Consider the following 19,797-nt stretch of genomic DNA (forward strand, 5'->3'; position numbering starts at 1 on the left):
CAAGGTTTCCGATGAGATGCGCCCCGATGAGGTGTGCGCTGTGACATAGATCGGTTCTGCTTTCAGGATCTTCGTCGCACTGCTTACATGACCTCAGGAACCGCGCAGTCGAGAAACCGCGCAGTCGGTGACAGGGAAGGGTGGTGAGCGGTGCGGTCTGGCAGCCGTCGTGAGGCCGTGCTCTGCGCCGTCCTGGCACTGATTGCGCTGGGCTGGATCATCGGCGGGCTGCGTGCCGACTCCGGTGAGCTGCACGAGGCGCCGGTGGTGCTGGTCGGCCCGGACGTCGTCACCGCGCCTCTGGTGAAGCAGGTGAACGCGGTGCCCGGGCGGCCGTTCGCGGCCGGCGCGGTCGACGACCCGGCCGAGGCGGCGGAGCTGCTGGAGAGCGGTGAGGCCGTCGCCGCGGTCCACCTCGACCTGTCCGGGACGCGTGACGAGCTGCGGATCGCCGCCGCTCACCGGCCCGAGCTGGCGAGCGCGATCCGGGCCGAGGTCGCGCGGATCGAGAAGACCCGAGGACGGACGGTGGCGCTCGCATCCTCGAGCGAGCGGCTCGAGGAGCGGTCGTTCGCCCCGGTGACCTTCGTGACCGCGCTGGCCGGCTTCCTGCTGGTGTGCGTCGTCTCGCTCGTGTGGGGGCCGCTCGCACGTACGTTGCCCCGGCTCTTGGCGCGGCTGACCGCGCTCGGTGCCCTGGCGGTCGTGGCGGCCGGCGGTGGCTGGTTGCTCGCCGCGCCGGCACCGGCCGGGGAGCGCCTGCTCGTCGCCGGGGTCCTCGCGGCGACGGTGGTCGCCGCGGGTGCGCTGACCTTCGCCTGCGAGGTCATCGGCGGGTTGCCGGGGCTGCTGCTCGCCGCGACCCTGATCGTCGCCGGGCCGTTGCCGCTCGTCCTCGCCGGCGACCGGCTGCTGCTCGCGGATGCCTGGTCGATCGGGTCTCGATGGACGATCGCCGGCTCGGCCGAGTCCCTGCTCTGGGCGGCGACCGGAGACGTACGGACCGGCCTCGTCCAGCCGGTCGTGACCATCGCCGGCTCGGCGCTGCTCGGTCTGGTCGTGCTGGTGGCGACCCGGTGGCTGGTCCGCGCCGGTCTCGCCGGCGAGGGGGCCCGGCCGGTGCAGGCGTGGCGGTGGAACCTCGGCATCGTGTTGACCGCGGCCACCTGTCTGACCGTGCTGGTGACCGCGGTGACCTCCGCACTCCACGCCGAAGCCGTGCCGCGCCCGCTGCCCAGCCTCGCCTCCACAACTCAGTGCGTCCCCTCGGGGCCGGTCGAGGACGTCGACGACCTCAACCGGATCACCAGGCTCCGCGCCGAGCCTGCCCTGCAGGGCGGCGACGTCGGGGTGAGCGCCGACCTCGGCGACGGGCGGAGCATCTGGATGTTCGGGGACACCCTGCGTGACAAGAAGCTCCCCGGTGCCGGCTTCGTACGCAACTCGATGCTGCTCGTCGAGCCCGACTGCCTGCAGGTCGTGCTCCCGGAGTCCGGCGGCGCCGTCATCCCCGACCGGGACGACGGCGTCGGCTACTGGCCCATGTCGGTGACCACGCTCGACAAGCCCGGCTACGCGCTGGTCGTCGTGGCCGCGCAGCGGGTGCGGACGACCGACTCCGACGACGTGTTCGGCTTCGAGGCGCTCGGGCCGGCCATCGCCCAGTTCGTGGTCCCGGACGGGGGAGTCCCGCAGCTGATCGCGGTGACCGACATCGGGGCCGACGACGCCGACACGCGGCGGCCGATGTGGGGCGCCGCCGCGGCGGTCTCGGGGGAGTGGCTCTACCTCTATGGCACCGCCCGCGAGCCCGACCCGCCGCTCGGCACCGGCTTCGCCCTGCACGTCGCCCGGGTCGCGCCGGACGACGTCGCCGACCCCGACCGCTGGACCTACTGGGACGGCACGAAGTGGAGCAGGCGAGCGGAGTCGTCGAGCGAGCTGATCCCCGCAACGGGAGGCGGCGTCTCCCAGACGCTGAGCGTCTTCGAGCGCGACGGGCGCTGGTACGCCTTCAGCAAGAGCGGCGAGTTCCTCGGCGACGACCTCGTCTTCTGGACCTCGTCCTCGCCGACCGGCCCGTTCCGGGCGCAGCCGCCCGTCGGCGCCCTCCCCTCCGGGGTGGCACGTGGCAAGCTGCGCTACATGCCGTTGGCGCATCCCGACATCCTCGAGAAGCCCGGCTCGGTGATCGTGTCCTACAGCCGCAACAGCACCGACCTCGGCGCGGTGCTGCGCGACCCGCTCCTGTACCGGCCGAAGTTCATCCGGGTGGACCTGCCGGGCAGCTAGCGCCGCCGCCGTTCGGTCAGAGCCGCAGGTCGCCGCTCAGGATGCGTGCGACGATCGCGCTGGTGGGGCAGCTCTCGACGAAGGAACGCGCGCGGATCAGTGCCAGGGCGTCTTCGACGCTGCAGTCGGAGTCGACGGCGACGATCCCGGCCGCCTGGTGGAGCCGGCTCACCCCGTCGATGTCGGCCAGGTCGATGGAGGCCGGGGCCTGACCGACATCGACCGTGCGGGCCAGGAGGAGGGCGAAGGCGTCGGCGGCGCCTTGCAGTGCGCTGCCGCCGTGAACCTGGGCCGGGGGGTTGTAGAGAGTGAGCGCGCCGAGCACCCCGTCGGGGGCGCGGATGGGGACGGCGAGGACCGTGCTGATCCCCAGCCCCTGCAGCGGGGGTCCGAGGTGGGGCCAGCGGCGCGCGATCTCGTCGCCCTCGTTCAGGACGGGGCGCCGCGAGCTCCAGGCCGAGCGCGACGGGCCCTCTCCGTGCACGAGCTCGAGGTCCTGCGCCGTCTCGCCGAGGCCGTCGGTGGCTTGAGAGCCCGCCGCGACGCCGTCGCTGGTGAGGAGCAGCAGCGCGACATCGGGTGCCTCCGTCGCCTCCGAGACGGCCGTGACGACGGAGGCGCCCACGGTCTGGGTGGTGATCTGGCGCGCGATGGACCGGTGGAGCCTGGCGGTGGCCCGGTGGAGCTCCTCGTTGCGACGGTGGACCCGGGCGGCCGACGCGTGGAGGTCGTGCATCTCCGGCGCGCACCTCATCGCGCGCAGCTCGGCCTCCGCCGCGCGTGCGGCCGCCGAGTCGGCGCGGATGTCCTCGGCGGCCGCACGCGTCAGCAGGAGGTTGAGGTCCCTTCGACCGGAGCGGGCCATCTGCCCAGCGTACGCCTGTGCGGGCGGGTCAGGATCGGTCGACCGGCTCCATGATGATCACGACGCCGCCGGTCTCGCCCACCAGCGGTGAGCAGGTGACCTGGCAACCCAGGGCGCGGCCCTTGCGGTCGATCGCGGGCACCTCGATCGGGCCGGTGCGGATGTCGTCGGCGCGGGCCTGCTCGACGATGCCGTGGATCTCGGCGACCGGCAGCCCGAAGTCCAGCCGGAAGAACGCCTCGTCCCGCACCTCCTCGGCGCGCAGCCCCCACATGTCCTCGGCGGCGGTGTTCCAGCTGCGTACGGTGAACCGGTCGTCGAGCACGACCACCGCGAGCCCGACGCTGGAGAGCACGCTCTGCAAGAAGGTGCGCGTCTCGTCGAGCTCGCTCGAGCGGATCCGGAGCTCCTCGTTCATCGTCTCGAGCTCCTCGTTGCCCGACTGGAGCTCTTCGTTGGTGGTCTCGAGCTCTTCGTTGGTGGACTGCAGCTCCTCGTTGGTGGTCTCCAGCTCCTCCATCCCGGACTGGAGCTCCTCGTTGGTGGTCTCGAGCTCTTCGTTGGTGGACTGCAGCTCCTCATAGGCCGTCTCGAGATCCTCGCGCACGCGCTTGACCTCGTGCTCGAGCAGCACCTGGGCGGAACAGTCGATGAACGAGATCGAGGCGCCGAGCAGCTCGCCGCCCGCGGTGGTCAACGGCTGCACGACGACGTCGTAGTACTGGGACTCGGTGGTGTCTCCGGTGCGGCGCTCCACTCCAGCGAGCCGGATCACCCGACGCTCGTTGGTCGCCTTCTCGATGACCGAGCGCACCTCCACCGGTCGGTAGGAGATCTCGAGATCGCGGAACGGCCGGCCGATGTCGTGCACCCCGATCCCGAACTGGGTGCGCGCGGTGCTGCTCGCGGAGACCAGCACGCCGTCGTAGTCGATGCCGAGGACGGCGTACGGCGCGACGTCGAGCAAGCTGTCACGCAGCTGTCGCTTCCGGCCGGTGCCACCGGTGTTGATCTCCGGGTGAGCGGACTCGGCTCGAGGCCGTACGGCCGGTGCTCTTCCCAGGCCGTGCTTGCTGGTGCGCCGGAAGATCCGCTGACGCATGTTCACGACGCCGAACCGGTCGCTCGAGGTGAGCATCTCGGCCTTGCCGAGGAAGAGGAAGCCACCCTCGCCCAGCGCGAAGTTGAACCGTTCGATGATCTCGTGCTGGGCCTCGACGTTGAAGTACATCAACGTGTTGCGGCACACCAGCAGGCTGAGCCGGGAGATGGGCGCGTCCCGGGTGATGTCGTGGCGTCCGAAGATCACCCGGCGACGAAGATCGGGGCGGAAGCTGTAGTTGGTGCCGTTGTGCTCGAAGTAGCGCTCTCGCAGTCCCTCGGGCAGGTTCTTCAGCGCTCGCGCACCGTAGACACCCGACCGCGCGTGCTGCAGCTCTTCCTCGTCGACGTCGGTGGCATAGATCTTCACCCGGTCCAGACACTCCTGAAGACCCATGGCCTCGGCGAACGCGATCGCGAGCGAGTAGGGCTCCTCGCCGCTGGAGCATCCGGCGCTCCAGACCCGGATCTCCTCATCGCCCTCCGTGCCGGCGAGGATCTTCGGGATGATCTCCTCCTGGAGGTACGTCCAGGCCTCGGCATCGCGGAAGAAGCTGGTGACGTTGATGAGGATGGTGTTGAAGAGATAGCTGAACTCGTCGGCATCGGTCTCGAGCCGGTCGCGGTAGTCGGTCCAGCTCTCCACGCCGATGTCGGTCATCCGCTTCTTGATCCGCCGGGCGAGCGAGGACCTCTTGTAACCGGTGAAGTCGAACCCGCGTGCGTCGCGGATGAACACCAGCAGGTCCTCGAGCTGCTCATCGATCGACGGCTCGGCGTGTGGGGCCTGGTCCTGGGGATCCTGGTCGTCTGTCATCATGCTCTCCGCTGCCTGACCAGCCCGTCGAGGACGCTGGCGATCTCGTCGAGGGGGAGGACGAAGTCCGCCGCTCCGGTGGCCGCTGCGGCCTCGGGCATCCCGTTGAACTCAGCCGTCCCCGGGTCCTCGACGATCACCGTACCGCGACGGTCGCTGACCGCGGTCACCCCCATCGAGCCGTCGACCCCGGTGCCAGTCAGCACGCAGGCGATCGCGCGGTCGCCGTAGGTCGCGGCCACCGACTCGAACAACAGGTCGGCCGAGGGACGCACGAAGTGGACGAGCTCGCTCTCGGTGAGGGTCAGCACGCCGCCCTCGCGGACCAGGAGGTGGCGGTCGGGCGGCGCGATGTACACCATCCCCGGTGCTGCGCTCTCGCCGTCCTCGGCGAGCTTGACTCGCAGTGGGGACCGGCGTTGCAGGACGTCGGCGATGACGGTCTCGTGGCGCGGGTCGAGGTGCTGGACGACGAGGAGCGGGACCGGTAGGTCCGCAGCGAGTCCGGAGAGCACGAGACCCAACGCGGTGACCCCGCCCGCCGAGGAGCCGATCGCGATGACGTCGAACGCCGTGGATCGCGCCGGGGCTGCCGCAGACACGTCATCGAGCATAGCGAGGACACGTCCGTGAGGGGGCCTTTAGCGGGGTGTCCGGCATGACTTATCCAGACGTACGCCGGGAGCGCGGCCGCGGTGGCACCCGCGACGGCTGCGGGCCGGGCCGGTATCCGTTGTTCACGACCGCTTCGGCGACGCTTCTCACCGTGACGCCCCGGCGGCGCGCTTGGTCGCGGAGCCTGCCGAAGGCCTCGTCGGCGTCGATGGCCTCGCTGGCGACCAGGACCCCCTTGGCCTGCTCGATGATGACTCGGGAGTCGAGTGCGTGCTGGAGCTGGCCGACGGTGCTCCTCTCGTGGGCCAACCGCGTCGCCGAGGTCAGGAACGCCGATGTCAGCACGCCGAGGAAGCCGGCGAGTCCGAGTTCCTCGCCGGTCCAGCGGCGCGGGCTTCGGGAGTAAAGGGTGAGGCTGCCTTCGCCGTCCTCCTGGACGAGGGGAAGGAGGACGTGCGCCATCGCTCGGACACCGAGACGGTCGGCGACTTCGAGCTCTGCCGTCACCGACTCCTCGGTGACGGGTACGTGGCGCAGGTCCCGCACCACGGCGACGGTGGCCGTGCGGGCTTCGGCCAGCACGAGGAGCCGGTCCCCGAGCAGCGGCGGGACGGGGAGGGCTCTCAGGGTGGTGAGCCGCGGTGTGGCCCGAGAGAGCACGGTGTGGTGGGCGTCGCTGAGCACCGCCGCGTCGACGGACATGAGGCGGCAGGCCGCTGCCGTGATCACGTCCAGGTCGTTGGACGGTGTCTCGCCCGCAGCGAGCACGGTGACAAGGTCGCCCAGGTCTGGCCAGGGCGTCTTCGGGTTGCTCACGCTCGCGTCTCTCTCCTTGCATCGATCATGCCGTCTCGGGACGCGTCGCGCCACTCCTCTGTGGTCACCGGGCAGGGTGAGGCCCGGCCTGCGTGGCAGGCTCGAGGGTGGTCTCCACCGGGGTGTACGGGATGTCCCAGTGCGCGACGGAGCCGCCGTCCGGGTCGAGCGTGAAGGTGCAGCGTCCGCCCAGGTGCTGGGCGCGGTCGAGCATCCCGACGAGGTCGAGGCCGGCGCGGTCGCTGTGCTGCCAGGCGCCGCCGTCGGCCACCAGGACGTCGATGGCTGCCTCGCCGATCGCGATCGTGATGTCGGGCCGGACGCGGCCCGAACCCGCGGCCGCCGAGACGACCACGCCGCCGAGGAGCTCGGCCAGGCCTCGGGCAACGGTCGCCGGAAGCCGGGTGAGGTCGCCGTGCACCGAGATGCTCGCGCCGGGCGCCGACAGGTCGGCGCTCGCGTCGAGCAGTGTCTGCAGGATGAGCCCGTTCGCCTCGTGGTCGGCGTCCTGGTCGTCGCGACGGTCGAGTCCGAACGCCAGTCTGCGAAGGCCCCGGATGATGTCGTCGATGTCGCTGACGGCATCTCGCAGCCGGTCCGCGGCGGGTCCTTGGACCGAGCTGCTGATCGAGACCAGCTTGAAGCCGAGTGTGAGCAGGTGTGCCATCGCGACGTCCCGGAGCTCTTCGGCGATGCGCTCGCGCTCTTGCAGAAGGTCTCGGCCGGCGTCGTCGGCGGCGGTTGGTGTTGACATCGCTGCTCCCCCAAAGAGCCGAGACATGACGGATCGACTACCGGGGTCAGGGGCATTTCCCTCGTGGTCGCGGCGGACCATGAGATCAACAGCAGGCTATCAGCAGAGCGACACCAGTGACACAGATGTGGTGGTCAGCGGGCGAGCGTGTGGAGCAGGCCCGGGACGCCGTCACGACGCCGTTGCGAATCAGCCACGGCCGCGGCGTACGCCCTTGTAGATGCCCCACCGCACGATCCACGGCTGCAGGACGGTGTTGATCGTCCACGCGGGGAATCGGAACGGGCGTCCGTTGGGCGCGAAGACCTGGAGCCCGTCTCGCTGGACGCCGATCACCGAGCCCCAGCGGCGACGGGGTGGCCGGTAGCTGTCGAGCGGCCTCGCCTTGAGAGCTGCCTTGAGGTTGCGAGCGAGGAGTCGGTCGGCGCGGTTCCTCGCGGAGGATCTCAGCTCGTCGGTGGCCGCGACATCGCCCACCGCGAAGACATCGCTCCGGCCCTTGACCTGGAGATTCGGCTCCACCAAGACGAACCCGCGGTCGTCGAGGATCTCCGCGGGAAGCCAGCCGGTGTTGGGGTGCACGCGGCCGATGGCCCAGAGGACCGCGTCGGCCTTCGACGGTGGTTGGCCGGTGCTCCACGTGACCGCGTCGCTGGTGATCTCGTCCCCGACGAAGCCGCGCCGTAGCTCGGCGCGATGGCCCGGGTGCAGCCCGACGCCTGACTCGACAAGACGCTTCTCCAGGCTCTGCCACGTCCTTCGATGGTGCTGGGGGAGGGCGCGCTCGCCCGGGTAGTAGAGGTCGACCTGCTTGTCGGGCCAGGTGCCGCTGATGTTGGCCGCACTGCTGACAGCCGCTGCGCCACCGCCGATGACGATCACCGAGGCCGCTCTCCGCAGCTGTTGGTGGACACGCTGCAGGTCGGCATCGATCTGGGCGTCCGTCTGGAAGCCCGGCGTTCTCCAGAACCCGTTGGTGACCCCCGTCGAGATCACCAGCAGGTCGTACGGCACGGGTCGGGTGCTGCCGTCCGGCAGCTCGACATGGACGGCCCTGTGCGCGAGGTCGAGACCGACGAGCGTGCCGTGGATGGCCTCGACCCGATCGAGTCCGCGGAACCGGTCGAACGAGATCCGGTGGTCGCGCTCCCACTCGACCGGCCTGCTGACTCGAGCGCCGAGCTCTTGGCCGCTGACCAGCCCCGGTTTGGCGGAGATCCCGACGATGTCGGCGTGCTTCGAGAGGCGTACCGCTGTCAGGACACCCGTGTCGCCGAGCCCCGCGATGACGACCCGCTTGCGCCTCACCCTGCCGCCCTGGGTGGTCTCGGCACGAGGCGGGGCACCCGGTCGATGACGTCCTGGTAGGCCGGCCGCCGCGCGAGACTGCGCTTCTCCATCATCGGGATGCTCGCACCCAGGAACATCGCCGTCATCGCGACGGTGCCCGCGAACAGCCACCACCAGCTGTCGGGCGAGGCGGCCAGGCCGAACAGAGCGAGGGAGAACCAGAAGCTGATCTCTCCGAAGTAGTTCGGGTGCCGCGACCAGCCCCAGAGTCCGCGGTCCATCACCTGGCCCGGTTGGCTGTCGCGGGTGAACCGGTGCATCTGAAGGTCTGCGCCGAACTCCAGAGCCACGGCACCGAGGCCCAGCGCGCAGGCGGCGACGTCGAGCCAGCCGACGTCCTGACCTGTGCGGGTGACAGCGACGTAGATCGGCAACGATCCCACGAACACCTGGAGGGTCGGGATGAGGTGGATCGCGATGAGGTCCACGATCAACGCGAACCTGCCGGCCCGTTCGCGAAACAGCGGGTAGCGCCAGTCCTCGTGGTGGAGCCCGGGGAACGCGTACACCCAGTTGCCGGTCAGCCGGATCGACCACGCGAGGACCACCAGCGCTATCAGGATGACGCGGGCGTCGGGGACGTCCTCGCCGGCCGAGGACCACCAATAGAGAAGGAGAAGCGGAGGAACGACGCTCCAGTACGCGTCATAGAAGCTGGAGTTCTTGTGCAACCGGCTCGCACCGAAGATGACCAGCGTCGCGAGGACGTCTGCGATCAGGGCGTCGAGCCACAGGTGACGCGTGTCGGGTCCCCAGATCAGCCAGGCCGAAGCCACGGCGAGGGCGATGACGTACGCCGCGGCGACGCGGACGAGCGACTCTGACTTGCTCACCGCTCGACGGTAGTGGACCTTTCGAGAAATTGGAACATGTTCTAGCTTGCGTCGAGTGGTCAGGCGTCAGCGAGCGAGCGTGTGGAGCAGGCCGGTGACGGCGGCCGCGGCGGCGTCGGCGTCCTGGGCGCGGATCGCGTCGAAGACGGCGGCGTGCTCGTCGGCGATCTCGGCCGTCTCGTCGTCGAGGTGGATGGTGGCGCGCAGGGTGTCCTCGAAGCCGGCGTAGAGCTCGATGAGGAGCGGGTTGTGGGTCGCGGTGACCACGCCGAGGTGGAACTCCGCGTCGGCCTCGGCGAAGGCGTCGGCGTCCCCGGCCGCGACGGAGGCTGCGCGGCGTTCCATGATGGCGGTCAGGGATCGCAGGTCGTCCTCTGAGCGCCGCTCGGCGGCCAGCGCCGCGGCGCGGGTCTCGATCGCATGGCGGACCTCGAGGACGTGCTGCAGGTCGACGCGGCCGACTTGGCGCCGCATCATCGCGGCGACCTCGTTCGAGGCCGCGACGTACGTCCCGTCGCCGCGTCGCACCTCCAGTACGCCGGTGTGGGCCAGCGCCCGTACGGCCTCGCGCACCGTGTTGCGGCTGACGCCGAGCGCCGCGGCGAGCTCGGGCTCGGGCGGGATGCGGGCGCCGACGGCCCACTCGCCGTCGGTGAGCAGGGCGCGCATGCCGTCGATCGCCTGGTCGACCAGGGAGCGAGGCGTGGTGGTCGAGAGCGGCACGATGCCGTCCTTTCATCCAATCATCCGATGTCTGGCATCCTAGTGGGCGTGAAGTCGCGTCTCCAGTCCCGCCCCGAGTCTCCGCCGTCGAACACAGCCGTCCGGTCGACGGTATGGCTGTTGATCGCGGTCCTGCTGGTGGCCGCGAACCTGCGCGGGGGCATCACGTCCCTCGGTGCCCTGCTCGACAGTCTCGACGGGCTCTCGGCCGGCACCCGCGCCTTCCTGACGTCGCTGCCGGTGCTGTGCTTCGCGGTCGTCGGCGCGACCGGGATGACGCTCGCGCGTCGGCTCGGCGTGCACCGTGGCATCGGTGTCGCGCTCGGCCTGCTCGTGGCCGGGCTGCTGGTCCGGGTGGTCGGTGGCCCGTGGCTGCTGCTCGCCGGCACCTTCGTCGCCTGCGCCGGCATCGCGCTGGCCAACGTGCTGCTGCCGGCCGTGGTCAAGGAGGGCTTCCCGAACCGGGTCGGCGCGGTCACCGGTGCCTACAGCGCGGTGATGTCGCTGGGCGCGGCGATCGCCGCGGGGGTCACGGTCCCGATCGCCGATGCGGCCGGAACCTGGCGGGTCGGTCTGGGGGTGTGGGCGTTGTTGGCCCTGCTCGCCCTGCTGGCCTGGGTGCCACACCTGCGCGAGCACGGTCGTCGCCGCGGTGGCGGCACCCGGGTCTCGCTGTGGCGCGAGCCGGTGGCCTGGGCCGTGACCCTCGTCTTCGGCACCCAGTCGCTGTTCGCATACGTCGTGATGAGCTGGCTGCCGAGCATCTACGCCGACGCGGGCTTCAGCCACGCGACCGCCGGGCTGCTGCTCGCGGTGAGCATCCTGGTCGGCGTACCCGTGTTCTTCCTGGCGCCGACGCTCGCGATTCGCTCGTCCCAGCAGGGCCACCTGGTCGCGGTCCTGACCGCGCTGCTCGCGATCGGGTTCGCCGGGCTCTGGCTCGCCCCCGTCACCGGCGCCTGGCTCTGGGCGGTGCTGATCGGCATCGGCGGCGCTGTCTTCCCGGTCGCCCTGACCCTGTTCAGCATCCGCACCGCGACCACCGCCGGCACCGCTGCACTGTCCTCGATGGCCCAGAGCATCGGCTACCTGCTCGCCGCCGGTGGCCCGTTCGTCGTCGGCCTCCTGCGCGAGTCCACCGGCTCCTGGTCGGTCCCCATCGTGCTCCTGCTCGGGCTCGCCATCGTCCAGGTCGGGGCCGGGTACGTCGCCGGTCGTCCGGTCGTCATCGGGGACCCGGCTGAGGACTGAAGCGCTCGCCCGGGCCTCGGATCCGGGTTACACTTGCTTCAGTTGGCTCCAGATGTGCAGAGGGAGGTTCTGAGGTGTCGGAGATGCTGAACGACGACGTGCGGATGCTCCGTGCGGCACTCGACGACGCGGACGAGACGGTGCACGTCTCCTTGAGCCTGCCGCGAGCCAGTGCAGAGAAGGTGCTCGCCCTCCTGGATGCGGAGCGTACGTCTGGCGCTGTCGTCGTGCCGATCAAGGAGGCGTTCACGACGACTGAGGCAGCCAGCTTCCTCGGGGTCTCGCGCCCGACCTTGATGAAGATGATCGCGGCCGGCGACATCGAGCACATCATGGTGGGATCTCACCACCGGATCCCCGCCGAACCGTTGGTGGCGTTCGAGCGGGCGAGACGAGTGCGGCGGGCGAAGGCGGCAGAAGCTCTGGCCGAGTTCTCGAACGAGATCGGCTTCGTCGATTGACCTTCAGCGTTGTTCTCGCGGACGCGAACATCCTCTACTCCCGCACGCTTCGGGACTACTTCCTGTACGCCGCTGATGCGGGTGCCATCGAGATCCACTGGTCCCAGGAGATCTTGGATGAGATGTCCCGCAACCTGCGCGTCGGCCTCGGCCTCCGCGTCGAGGACACTGATCGGCTCGAAGAGTTGATGAACGACTACCTGGAATACGCCATCGTCGAGGTCAGTGACGAGGTTGTGAACGAAATTTCGGACGTCGAGATGGACGCGAAGGATCGACACGTTCTGGCGGCTGCGATCTCGGCTGACGCCGACATCCTGCTCACCGACAACCTTCGGCACTTTCCGAAGGCCTGGATGGATGAGCGTGGCATCGAGCTGATCGGTTCAGGGGATCTGGTCGTTCGCCTAGCCGACTCGATGCCGGGGAAGGTTCGCTCGGCGCACGAGATGACGTTGCGGTACTCGAAGAAGGATGAAGAAGATCTTCTCGCCACACTCGCGCGATGCGCGGGTGATCGCGCGGCCGCTGCGGTTCGGCGGGCGCTGGCCGGAGATTGACCGACACGTGGGTCCTGTACCTGCGCCAACGCTGACGGACGGCAATACTGCTGGACATGATGGAGACCGCGGAGCGGACGGATCGGGTCGGACTCTCGGTGGTGGCGGCGGTGGTCGTCGTGGCGGTGGAGGCCGCGCGACTGCTGCTCCTGAACCGGCTTCGGTGGGAGCTCGGCTATCCGGAGACGTACGCGGTCCAGGGTGTGCTGTTCACGCTGGTCTACCTGACGTACGCGGCGGTGCTGGTCTGGCGCGGACGAACGTTCGTTCGCCGGATCACGGCCCCGCTCCTTCTGCTCGTGCCCTGGCTCTTCGATTCTTTCTGGCTCGTGGTGAGCTTCCTGATAGGGCGCGGATCGTTCGGCCTGCCGCACGGTGAGTGGTGGCTGTGGATGATCCGGCTCCAGATGGTGGTCACGGTGCTGTGCCTGACGGCCGCATGGGGGATCGCGCGGCGCCGGGGCTACCTCTGGCCGGTCGGGCTGGTCGTGCCCGGGGTGTTGATGCTGGTGTGGATCAGGTGGGCGGACAGGGCCTGGGAGACGCTGGGCGGTCAGCCGGTGGTCTCCGACCTCTTCATGCTGGTGTCCACTGCGGCGATCCCGCTCATCGGCTGCCTGGCCTGCTGGGGCGTCGAGGCCCTGTCGCGGACGGCTCGACAGGCCCAGGTCGCAGCTGCCTGACTGCTATCTCGCAGCCGGGGGATTCTTTGCCTTCTTAGGCAGTTCTGGGTCGATCGGGGTGACCCGGACCCCGAGGGCGGAGTGGGCGTAGCTGGCGAGCTGCTGCTCGGCGCGCTCCAGGGTGAGCGAGGAGTTGTGGGCGAGCAGGTGGAGGCCGAAGGCGTCCTCGAGGGCGACGAAGTTGCGGGCGATCGCCTCGGCCGAGTCGGTCGGCGTGAACACGCCGGTCGCGCGGCCGACCTCGAGCACCGCGACGTAGAGCGAGACCTCGCGGTCGAAGAGCAGCGTCATCAGGGTCGCGTGCATCGGGCTGCGGCTCGCGTTGACCGAGATCTCGTCGAGGACCTGGCTCAGGAGGAGGTCCTCACCTCGGGGAAGACCTGAGTACATCAGGCGGCCGAGCTTCTCGGCGGGGGAGAGGTCGCCCTCGATCGCGCGCTGTCGCGACCAGTAGTAGCGGTCGGTCGCGGCTTGGTGGGCAGCCTCGATGAGGCCGTCGAGCTCGGGGTAGTAGTAGGCGATCAGCCGTGGCGAGATGCCGGCCTCCGCGGCGATGTTCTTCATCGTGGCGCCGGCGAGGCCGTGGGTCGCGATCACGGTCAGAGTTGCCGCGGTCAGATGTTCGCGCCGAGCGGCCTGGTCCTTGCGTCGAGCCATGCTCAACCGTAACGCGTATGTGAAATCTGCGGGCGGATGATTGACACCTGGTGTGGCGCGCCTCATATTTGCGGTGAAGCGCAAAGAAAGGACTTGCTTGTGCGTACCCACCAGGACTGGCGACAGCTCGCCGCCGAGGTCCGGCTCCGGACACGACCGTTCGTCGGCGGCCGCTCCGTCGACACCGCGGAGGGCTCCTTCGAGAACCGCAACCCCGCCACCGGCGCCCTGCTCGCCGAGGTCGCCGACGCCGGCGCCGCAGGGGTCGACGAGGCGGTGCGCGCGGCGAGGGCCGCGTACGACGACGGGGGCTGGTCGCGGGCAGGTGTCGCCTTCCGCCGCGAGCGGATGCTCCGCTTCGCCGACCTCCTCGCCGAGCACGCCGCCGAGCTGGCGGTCCTGGACGCGCTCGACATGGGCAAGCGGGTCGTGGACGCGTACGACCTGGACCTGCCGTTCTCGGTGAACCTGTTCCGCTACTACGCCGAGGCGATCGACAAGATCAACGACGAGGTCGCGCCGACCCCGCCGGGCACGACCGCGCTGATCCGCCGGGTGCCGCTCGGCGTCGTCGGTGCGGTGGTCCCGTGGAACTACCCGGTCGACATGCTCGCCTGGAAGGTCGCTCCGGCGATGGCCGCGGGCAACAGCGTCGTGCTCAAGCCGGCCGAGCAGTCGCCCTCCTCGGCGCTGCGGATCGCCGAGCTCGCCGCCGAGGCCGGCATCCCCGACGGTGTCCTCAACGTCGTCCCCGGGCTGGGCGAGACCACCGGCAAGGCGCTCGGCCTCCACCCCGACGTCGACGTGCTCGCCTTCACCGGCTCGACCGAGGTCGGCGCCTACTTCCTGCAGTACGCCGGCCGGTCCAACCTCAAGCAGGTCTGGCTCGAGTGCGGCGGGAAGAGCCCGCACGTCGTCTTCGCCGACGCCGAGGACCTCGCGGCCACCGCCAAGCAGACCGCCTTCGGCATCTGGTTCAACCAGGGCGCGGTCTGCTCGGCGCACTCCCGCGTCCTGGTCCAGCGTGAGGTCCACGAGGAGTTCGTCGACCTCGTCGCCAAGGAGGCCGCGGCGTACGCTCCTGGAGATCCGCTCGACCCGGCCGCCGGGATGGGCGCGATCGTCTCGCCCGAGCAGACCGACCGGATCATGCAGTACGTCGAGGAGGCCAGGACCTCGGGCGCGCGCCTGGTCACCGGCGGTGAGCGGATCACTCGCGACGGCAGCGACTGCTACGTCCAGCCCACCGTCTTCGACGACGTCGACCCGGCCTCCGCCCTCGCCCGCGAGGAGGTCTTCGGGCCGGTCCTGGCGGTCACCGCCTTCGACACCGAGGACGAGGCCGTCGCGCTCGCCAACGACACCCCGTACGGCCTGGCCGCCTCGGTCGCGACCGGCAGCCTGAGCCGCGCCCACCGGCTCGCCGAGCGGATCCACGCCGGCACCGTCACCGTGAACGGCGTGGACGCCTTCAGCGCCTGGACCCCCTTCGGCGGGTTCAAGGGCTCCGGGTTCGGTCGCGACCTCTCGCTGCACGCCCTCGACAAGTACGTCGGTCTCAAGACCGTCTGGATCAACCACTGACCGGCCCGGCCAGTCATCCGAGAAGCCATCCGAACAGCCAGGGACACACCATGACCCAGACCAACCAGCCGACCGCCCTCGCGGCCGAGCAACAGTCACATCTGCGCAAGACGCTGAGACGCTTCGACATCGTCTTCCTGCTCATCGCCGCCGTCGTCGGCCTCGAGACCCTCGGGCAGGTCTCGCTCTACGGCGCCGAGGCGTTCACCTGGGCGCTCGTGCTCGCGGTGTTCTTCCTCGTGCCGTACGGCCTGATCTTCGCCGAGACCGGCGCGGCGTTCAGCGAGGAGGGCGGGGCCTACACCTGGGTCCGGGACGCCTTCGGGCGCCCGGCGGCCGCGGTGGCCGCGATCCTCACCTGGATCACCCAGCCGGTGTGGGTCGGTGGCTCGATGGCCTTCCTCGCCGCGGAAACGGTGAGCGTCTACATCACCCCGCTCGAGCACGGCTCGTTCGGCGACTACATGTTCAAGATCGTGTTCATCTGGATCACCGTGGTGGCCGCGATCGCGAGCCTGGCCAAGGGCAAGTGGCTGCCGACCAGCGGAGCGATCCTCAAGGTCGGCCTGCTCGCGTTCTTCGTGCTGACCACGATCATCTACGCCGCGCAGAACGGCGTCGTCGACCTCAGCGGCGACGACTTCAGCCCGACCCTGCTCGGTCTGTTCGGGTCGGTCCCGATCCTGCTCTTCGCCTACCTCGGCTTCGAGTCCTCCAACAGCGCCGCCGGCGAGATGGAGAACCCGGCCCGCGACGTACCGGTCTCGATCTTCCGCTCGTGCGCGACCGCCGCGGTCTGCTACCTGGTGCCGATCTTCGCGATCCTGCTCGTCGTGCCCAGCGACGACATCACCGGCATCGGCGGCCTCCTCGACGCGGTCGGCACCGTCTACTCCGTCTACGGCGCCGCGGCCGAGCCGCTGCTCACGCTCACCGCCGTCGTCTTCGTCTACATCCTGATGAGCCAGGGCGCGGCGTGGATGATCATCTCCGACCGGATGCAGGCGATGACCGCCGCCGACGGCGCCTTCTTCGGCGGGTTCTTCGGCCGCTTCCACGAGGGCCTCGGCACCCCGGTGCGGGTCAACATGCTCTCCGGTGTCGTGGCGACGGTGTTCCTGCTCGTCGCGATGCAGGTCACCGGCGACGGCGCGTCGATCTTCGGTGTCGTCCTCACCATCTCGATCTCCACCTTCCTGCTCAGCTACCTGCTGGTGATCCCGGCCGCGATCCGGCTGCGCACCCGCTATCCCGACCGTCCGCGTCCCTTCCGCGTCCCCGTCTCCGACCGCGGCTTCGCGCTGCTCGGCTGGCTGGCCTTCGCCTGGGTGCTGCTCGGCTCCTGGGTCGCGGTGTTCCCCGGCACTCTCGAGCGGCTGTTCGGCGAGGCGTACCCGTTCAAGGAGATCTGGGGCGTGAGCCAGCTGACCTTCGAGGTCTTCACGCTCGGCACCCTCGGCTGCCTGCTCCTGCTGTGCGGCATCGGGTACGTCCGAGGTGCCCGCGTCCGCGCCGAGGTCGGCGCCCCCGTCCCGTCCGTTCCCACCGAGGAGCCCACCCGATGACCGAGAGCAAGCCCGTGGCGGCTCCGTACGACCTCCTGTTCGAGCCCGTCCAGATCGGCCCGTTCACCACGAAGAACCGCTTCTACCAGGTGCCGCACTGCAACGGCATGGGCTACCGCGACCCCAGCGCCCAGGCGGCGATGCGCAAGATCAAGGCCGAGGGCGGCTGGTCGGTGGTGTGCACCGAGCAGGTGGAGATCCACGCGACCTCCGACATCGCGCCGTTCATCGAGCTGCGGATCTGGGACGACCAGGACCTGCCCGCGCTGAAGCGGATCGCCGACGCGATCCACGAGGGCGGCGGCCTGGCCGGCATCGAGCTCGCGCACAACGGCATGAACGCGCCGAACCAGCTCAGCCGCGAGACCCCGCTCGGGCCCGCGCACCTCCCGGTCGCCCCCGACACGATCGCGCCGGTCCAGGCCCGGGCGATGTCGCTGCAGGACATCGAGGACCTGCGGCGCTGGCACCGCAACGCCGTACGCCGCTCGCTCGAGGCCGGCTACGACATCGTCTACGTCTACGGCGCCCACGGCTACGGCACCCCGCACCACTTCCTCTCGCGGCGCTACAACGACCGCACCGACGCGTACGGCGGCTCGCTGGAGAACCGGATGCGGCTGCTGCGCGAGCTCCTCGAGGACACCATCGAGGAGGTCGCCGGCCGGGCCGCGGTGGCCTGCCGGATCACGGTCGAGGAGGAGGTCGACGGCGGCATCACCCGCGAGGACATCGAGGGCGTGCTGCGCGAGCTCGGCGAGCTGCCCGACCTGTGGGACTTCGCGATGGGCAGCTGGGAGGGCGACTCGGTCACCTCACGGTTCGCTCCCGAGGGGCGCCAGGAGGAGTTCGTCGCGGGGCTGAAGAAGCTCACCTCCAAGCCCGTCGTCGGCGTCGGTCGGTTCACCTCGCCGGACGCGATGGTGCGTCAGGTCAAGGCCGGCATCCTCGACCTGATCGGCGCCGCGCGCCCGTCGATCGCGGACCCGTTCCTGCCGAACAAGATCCGCGACGGCCGGCTCAACCTGATCCGCGAGTGCATCGGCTGCAACATCTGCGTCTCCGGCGACCTCACCATGTCGCCGATCCGCTGCACCCAGAACCCGAGCATGGGGGAGGAGTGGCGCCGCGGCTGGCACCCGGAGCGGATCCGGGCCAAGGAGAGCGACTCCCGCATCCTCGTCGTCGGTGCCGGACCGTCCGGCCTGGAAGCGGCCAGAGCGCTCGGCGTACGCGGCTACGATGTCGTGCTGGCCGAGGCCGGCCGCGACCTCGGCGGCCGGGTGAGCGCGGAGTCGAAGCTGCCGGGGCTCTCGGCCTGGGGCCGGGTCAAGGAGTACCGCGAGGCCGTCCTCGCCGACCTGCCCAACGTCGAGATCTACCGCGAGAGCCCGATGGCGGCCGCGGACATCGTCGAGTTCGGCTTCGAGCACGTCATCACCGCGACGGGGGCCACCTGGCGTACCGACGGCGTCGCCCGTTTCCACACCAGCCCGCTGCCGATCGCCGAGGGCGCCCAGGTGCTCGGGCCGGACGACCTGTTCGCCGGCCGCCTGCCCGACGGCAAGAGGGTCGTCGTCTACGACGACGACCACTACTACCTCGGTGGCGTCGTCGCCGAGCTCCTCGCGCAGAAGTGGTACGACGTCTCGATCGTCACCCCCGCTCCGCAGGTCTCGTCGTGGACCAACAACACCTTCGAGATCAACCGGATCCAGCGCCGGGTCATCGAGAACGGCATCGCCCGGGTGCTCGACCACGCCGTCGTGGCGGTCGGTGCGGGCGGGGTGACGGTCCGCGAGACCTACACCGGCGCCGAGCGCGACCTCGACTGCGACGCCGTCGTCATGGTCACCGCCCGCCTGCCCCGGGAGGAGCTCTACCTCGACCTCGTCGCCCGCCGCGACGCCGGCGAGATCGCCTCCGTACGCGGCATCGGCGACGCCTGGGCACCCGGCACCATCGCCGCCGCGGTGTGGTCGGGGCGGCGCGCCGCCGAGGAGTTCGACGCGGTGCTGCCCGCCAACGACGAGGTGCCGTTCCGGCGCGAGGTCACCCAGCTGGCCTGAGGTCGAGCTCGAGGACCCGGTGGTCGGAGACCTCCGGCTCCGTCAGGACCCGGAAACCCGCGACGGCTTCCGGGTCCGAGACGAGCAGGTAGCTCGCGTGCCGCACGGGCTTGGGATAGGACGACGTGCGGGTGTCGGCCGTGCCGACCAGGTCGTGCAGCCCGATCCCGCGCAGCACGTCGAAGGTCGCGCTGTCGGGCAGCAGGTTGAGGTCACCGGCCACGACCACGAGGTCGCCGGGAGCACGGGCCGTCTCGACGAAGGCGGCGAGCCGCTCGGCCTGCTCGCGCCGGGCCGGGGTGTCGCCCTTGCCGGCCGGGTCGCGCAGGCCGTGCAGCTGCACGACGCACACGGTGCGGCCGGCCGCACGGTCGACGACCCGCACCGCCTGCACCGCGCGGGGCCGGTCGGTGACGGTCCACTCGTCGTGGTCCACGAAGCAGCCGTGCACGAACGCGCTCGCCATGCCGATGACGGGCAGTTCCTCGCTGAGGTAGGTGCCGAGGCCGAAGTCCTGCTGGTGGCGGCGACCGGCGTCGTCGGTCACGGGCCCGGCGTCGCTGGCCAGGAACAGGGCCTCGTGCGACGGCAGCAGGCGGCGTACGTCGTCGTGCAGGTTCGCCCGCTGGGGGAGCGCCCGCTCGCCGTCGGCGAACGACGTCCAGCCGGACAGGCCCGCGGTGCGGGTCACCTCCTGGAGGCAGACGACGTCGGCGCCGGCGGTGGGGAGCCAGGCCGCGAGATCGTCGTAGCGGGCACCGCCCCATGCGTTGACCGAGAGGATGCGCATGCCCGGATTCT

18 protein-coding genes are annotated in these 19,797 nt (G+C 70.3%); 8 read left to right on the forward strand and 10 right to left on the reverse strand.

The genetic code is table 11. The annotated features are described in order from the left end of the window. Positions 1-150 precede the first annotated feature (150 nt). Positions 151-2,292 (forward strand): hypothetical protein, encoded by a 2,142-nt coding sequence (locus tag ACZ6WN_RS16920; RefSeq protein ID WP_465866124.1) that lies wholly within the window; start codon positions 151-153, stop codon positions 2,290-2,292. Positions 2,293-2,308: 16 nt separating this feature from the next. Here the strand turns inward: ACZ6WN_RS16920 and ACZ6WN_RS16925 are convergent, their stop codons facing one another. From ACZ6WN_RS16925 to ACZ6WN_RS16960, 8 genes are all read right to left on the reverse strand, one after another. Then, the gene (locus ACZ6WN_RS16925; RefSeq protein ID WP_465866125.1) at positions 2,309-3,157 is read right to left on the reverse strand and encodes a GAF domain-containing protein; all 849 of its coding nucleotides are present in this window, start codon (positions 3,155-3,157) and stop codon (positions 2,309-2,311) included. A 28-nt stretch (positions 3,158-3,185) separates the two neighbouring features. Continuing rightward, positions 3,186-5,075, reverse strand: a complete 1,890-nt coding sequence (locus tag ACZ6WN_RS16930; protein WP_465866126.1) for a CheR family methyltransferase — start codon at positions 5,073-5,075, stop codon at positions 3,186-3,188. Next, entirely contained in the window at positions 5,075-5,677 is a 603-nt protein-coding gene (locus tag ACZ6WN_RS16935; protein WP_465866127.1) for a chemotaxis protein CheB, read from the reverse strand. Before ACZ6WN_RS16935 ends, ACZ6WN_RS16930 begins: the two co-directional genes overlap by 1 nt. Positions 5,678-5,738: 61 nt before the next feature. Beyond that, entirely contained in the window at positions 5,739-6,506 is a 768-nt protein-coding gene (locus ACZ6WN_RS16940; RefSeq protein WP_465866128.1) for an ANTAR domain-containing protein, read from the reverse strand. A 64-nt stretch (positions 6,507-6,570) separates the two neighbouring features. Further along, positions 6,571-7,260, reverse strand: coding sequence for a sensor histidine kinase (locus tag ACZ6WN_RS16945; RefSeq protein WP_465866130.1), 690 nt, complete (start codon positions 7,258-7,260; stop codon positions 6,571-6,573). Between the two features lie 189 nt (positions 7,261-7,449). Next, a complete protein-coding gene (locus ACZ6WN_RS16950; RefSeq protein WP_465866131.1) occupies positions 7,450-8,568 on the reverse strand; it encodes an FAD-dependent oxidoreductase in 1,119 nt (372 codons plus the stop codon). Then, the gene (locus ACZ6WN_RS16955; RefSeq protein ID WP_465866132.1) at positions 8,565-9,443 is read right to left on the reverse strand and encodes a DUF1295 domain-containing protein; all 879 of its coding nucleotides are present in this window, start codon (positions 9,441-9,443) and stop codon (positions 8,565-8,567) included. Before ACZ6WN_RS16955 ends, ACZ6WN_RS16950 begins: the two co-directional genes overlap by 4 nt. A gap of 66 nt (positions 9,444-9,509) precedes the next feature. Beyond that, complete coding sequence (locus ACZ6WN_RS16960; RefSeq protein ID WP_465866133.1) at positions 9,510-10,166, reverse strand: FadR/GntR family transcriptional regulator; 657 nt, start codon at positions 10,164-10,166, stop codon at positions 9,510-9,512. A 48-nt stretch (positions 10,167-10,214) separates the two neighbouring features. Between ACZ6WN_RS16960 and ACZ6WN_RS16965 the strand changes: the two genes are divergently transcribed. The 4 genes from ACZ6WN_RS16965 to ACZ6WN_RS16980 all read left to right on the forward strand — a co-directional run bounded on the left by ACZ6WN_RS16965 (position 10,215) and on the right by ACZ6WN_RS16980 (position 13,121). Continuing rightward, positions 10,215-11,417: an MFS transporter gene (locus ACZ6WN_RS16965; protein ID WP_465866134.1), complete on the forward strand. Its 1,203-nt coding sequence runs from the start codon at positions 10,215-10,217 to the stop codon at positions 11,415-11,417. 83 nt (positions 11,418-11,500) lie between these two features. Beyond that, complete coding sequence (locus ACZ6WN_RS16970) at positions 11,501-11,878, forward strand: excisionase family DNA-binding protein (protein ID WP_465866136.1); 378 nt, start codon at positions 11,501-11,503, stop codon at positions 11,876-11,878. Beyond that, a complete protein-coding gene (locus ACZ6WN_RS16975; protein WP_465866137.1) occupies positions 11,875-12,438 on the forward strand; it encodes a PIN domain-containing protein in 564 nt (187 codons plus the stop codon). The genes ACZ6WN_RS16970 and ACZ6WN_RS16975 overlap by 4 nt, the downstream gene beginning before the upstream one ends. Positions 12,439-12,494: 56 nt before the next feature. Then, positions 12,495-13,121 (forward strand): hypothetical protein, encoded by a 627-nt coding sequence (locus ACZ6WN_RS16980; RefSeq protein ID WP_465866138.1) that lies wholly within the window; start codon positions 12,495-12,497, stop codon positions 13,119-13,121. Positions 13,122-13,124: 3 nt separating this feature from the next. Here ACZ6WN_RS16980 and ACZ6WN_RS16985 read toward each other — a convergent pair whose 3' ends face one another. Next, a complete protein-coding gene (locus tag ACZ6WN_RS16985) occupies positions 13,125-13,778 on the reverse strand; it encodes a TetR/AcrR family transcriptional regulator (RefSeq protein ID WP_465866140.1) in 654 nt (217 codons plus the stop codon). Between the two features lie 99 nt (positions 13,779-13,877). Here ACZ6WN_RS16985 and ACZ6WN_RS16990 point away from each other — a divergent pair, with 99 nt between their 5' ends. From ACZ6WN_RS16990 to ACZ6WN_RS17000, 3 genes are read left to right on the forward strand one after another with little or no spacing between them, the layout of a single operon-like run. Further along, the gene (locus tag ACZ6WN_RS16990) at positions 13,878-15,362 is read left to right on the forward strand and encodes an aldehyde dehydrogenase (RefSeq protein WP_465866142.1); all 1,485 of its coding nucleotides are present in this window, start codon (positions 13,878-13,880) and stop codon (positions 15,360-15,362) included. Positions 15,363-15,412: 50 nt separating this feature from the next. Continuing rightward, entirely contained in the window at positions 15,413-16,927 is a 1,515-nt protein-coding gene (locus tag ACZ6WN_RS16995) for an APC family permease (RefSeq protein ID WP_465866143.1), read from the forward strand. Continuing rightward, positions 16,924-18,996 carry an oxidoreductase gene (locus ACZ6WN_RS17000; protein WP_465866144.1) on the forward strand — a complete coding sequence of 691 codons (2,073 nt, stop codon included), beginning with the start codon at positions 16,924-16,926 and terminating at the stop codon, positions 18,994-18,996. The genes ACZ6WN_RS16995 and ACZ6WN_RS17000 overlap by 4 nt, the downstream gene beginning before the upstream one ends. Here ACZ6WN_RS17000 and ACZ6WN_RS17005 read toward each other — a convergent pair. Further along, positions 18,980-19,786, reverse strand: coding sequence for an endonuclease/exonuclease/phosphatase family protein (locus tag ACZ6WN_RS17005; protein WP_465866146.1), 807 nt, complete (start codon positions 19,784-19,786; stop codon positions 18,980-18,982). The two genes, ACZ6WN_RS17000 and ACZ6WN_RS17005, sit on opposite strands and share 17 nt — an antisense overlap. Positions 19,787-19,797: the final 11 nt, after the last annotated feature.

This window comes from Nocardioides sp. NPDC054178, from assembly GCF_055585005.1.

What these genes read in the sequence shown, in the direction of transcription:
- ACZ6WN_RS16925 (WP_465866125.1), bottom strand. Translation starts at nt 3,157, where the DNA reads ATGGCCCGCTCCGGTCGAAGGGACCTCAACCTCCTGCTGACGCGTGCG.
- ACZ6WN_RS16930 (WP_465866126.1), bottom strand. Translation starts at nt 5,075, where the DNA reads ATGACAGACGACCAGGATCCCCAGGACCAGGCCCCACACGCCGAGCCG.
- ACZ6WN_RS16945 (WP_465866130.1), bottom strand. Translation starts at nt 7,260, where the DNA reads ATGTCAACACCAACCGCCGCCGACGACGCCGGCCGAGACCTTCTGCAA.
- ACZ6WN_RS16970 (WP_465866136.1), top strand. Translation starts at nt 11,501, where the DNA reads ATGCTGAACGACGACGTGCGGATGCTCCGTGCGGCACTCGACGACGCG.
- ACZ6WN_RS16980 (WP_465866138.1), top strand. Translation starts at nt 12,495, where the DNA reads ATGATGGAGACCGCGGAGCGGACGGATCGGGTCGGACTCTCGGTGGTG.
- ACZ6WN_RS16985 (WP_465866140.1), bottom strand. Translation starts at nt 13,778, where the DNA reads ATGGCTCGACGCAAGGACCAGGCCGCTCGGCGCGAACATCTGACCGCG.
- ACZ6WN_RS16995 (WP_465866143.1), top strand. Translation starts at nt 15,413, where the DNA reads ATGACCCAGACCAACCAGCCGACCGCCCTCGCGGCCGAGCAACAGTCA.
- ACZ6WN_RS17000 (WP_465866144.1), top strand. Translation starts at nt 16,924, where the DNA reads ATGACCGAGAGCAAGCCCGTGGCGGCTCCGTACGACCTCCTGTTCGAG.
- ACZ6WN_RS17005 (WP_465866146.1), bottom strand. Translation starts at nt 19,786, where the DNA reads ATGCGCATCCTCTCGGTCAACGCATGGGGCGGTGCCCGCTACGACGAT.